Consider the following 818-nt stretch of genomic DNA (forward strand, 5'->3'; position numbering starts at 1 on the left):
AAACAGCATGAAGATAAGGTATAATTGAATTCGCCAGAAAACTTTACACCGAACCTACATGCCAAGATTAATGCTAACAGACGGGACATGGAATGTCTTATCAAAAGTAATGTACTTAAGTGGTCGAATTTATAATAAGCCCGACCATAGAAAAACGCTCGAGGGCATACTGTATAAGATGCGCACAGGTATTCCATGGCGAGATTTACCTTCTGATTTTGGCCGTTGGAGTGCTATCTACAGACGGTTTAATTTATGGTCCAAAAAAGGGATTTTGAATGAACTGTTTCGCGCATTATCTCGTGATGCGGACATGGATTGGGTCTTCATTGATGGCAGTATTGTCAGGGCTCATCAACATAGTTGCGGTGCAAGAACTGCTGACAATGAATCAATTGGAAAGAGCCGAGGTGGAAATTCTACGAAAATTCATCTTGCAGTCGATAGCGGAGGGTTGCCTGTTTATTATGAATTATCCTGTGGAAATACGCATGATATCGTCCATGCAGAGTCACTCGTAGCTAATTGCCCAACAAGTAATATGGTTGTCGCAGATAAAGGCTACGACAGTGAAAAACTGAGAGCGTTTGTTCGTGATAATAACGCTACACCCGTTATTCCACGTAAGGGCAACAGTTTAGTAGGCAATGAAGATATTGACTGGTGCATGTACAAATATCGGCACTTGGTTGAGAATGCATTTGGCCGTATTAAGCAATATAGAGGGATAGCCACGCGGTATGAAAAGCTTGAACGAAATTATCATTCAATGCTCGCTTTAGCATTTACTATGATGTGGCTACCAATGTGGGCTGATT

Annotated in this window: 1 protein-coding gene; it reads left to right on the plus strand. The window is 41.6% G+C overall.

Going from position 1 to position 818, the window contains the following annotated elements; genetic code table 11:
* Positions 1–58 precede the first annotated feature (58 nt).
* A partial coding sequence (locus QMA00_RS18870) for an IS5 family transposase (RefSeq protein WP_024600859.1) occupies positions 59–818 on the plus strand: 760 nt, incomplete at its 3' end.

It is taken from the genome of Pseudoalteromonas sp. APC 3694, assembly GCF_030407565.1.
GTDB lineage: Bacteria > Pseudomonadota > Gammaproteobacteria > Enterobacterales > Alteromonadaceae > Pseudoalteromonas > Pseudoalteromonas tetraodonis.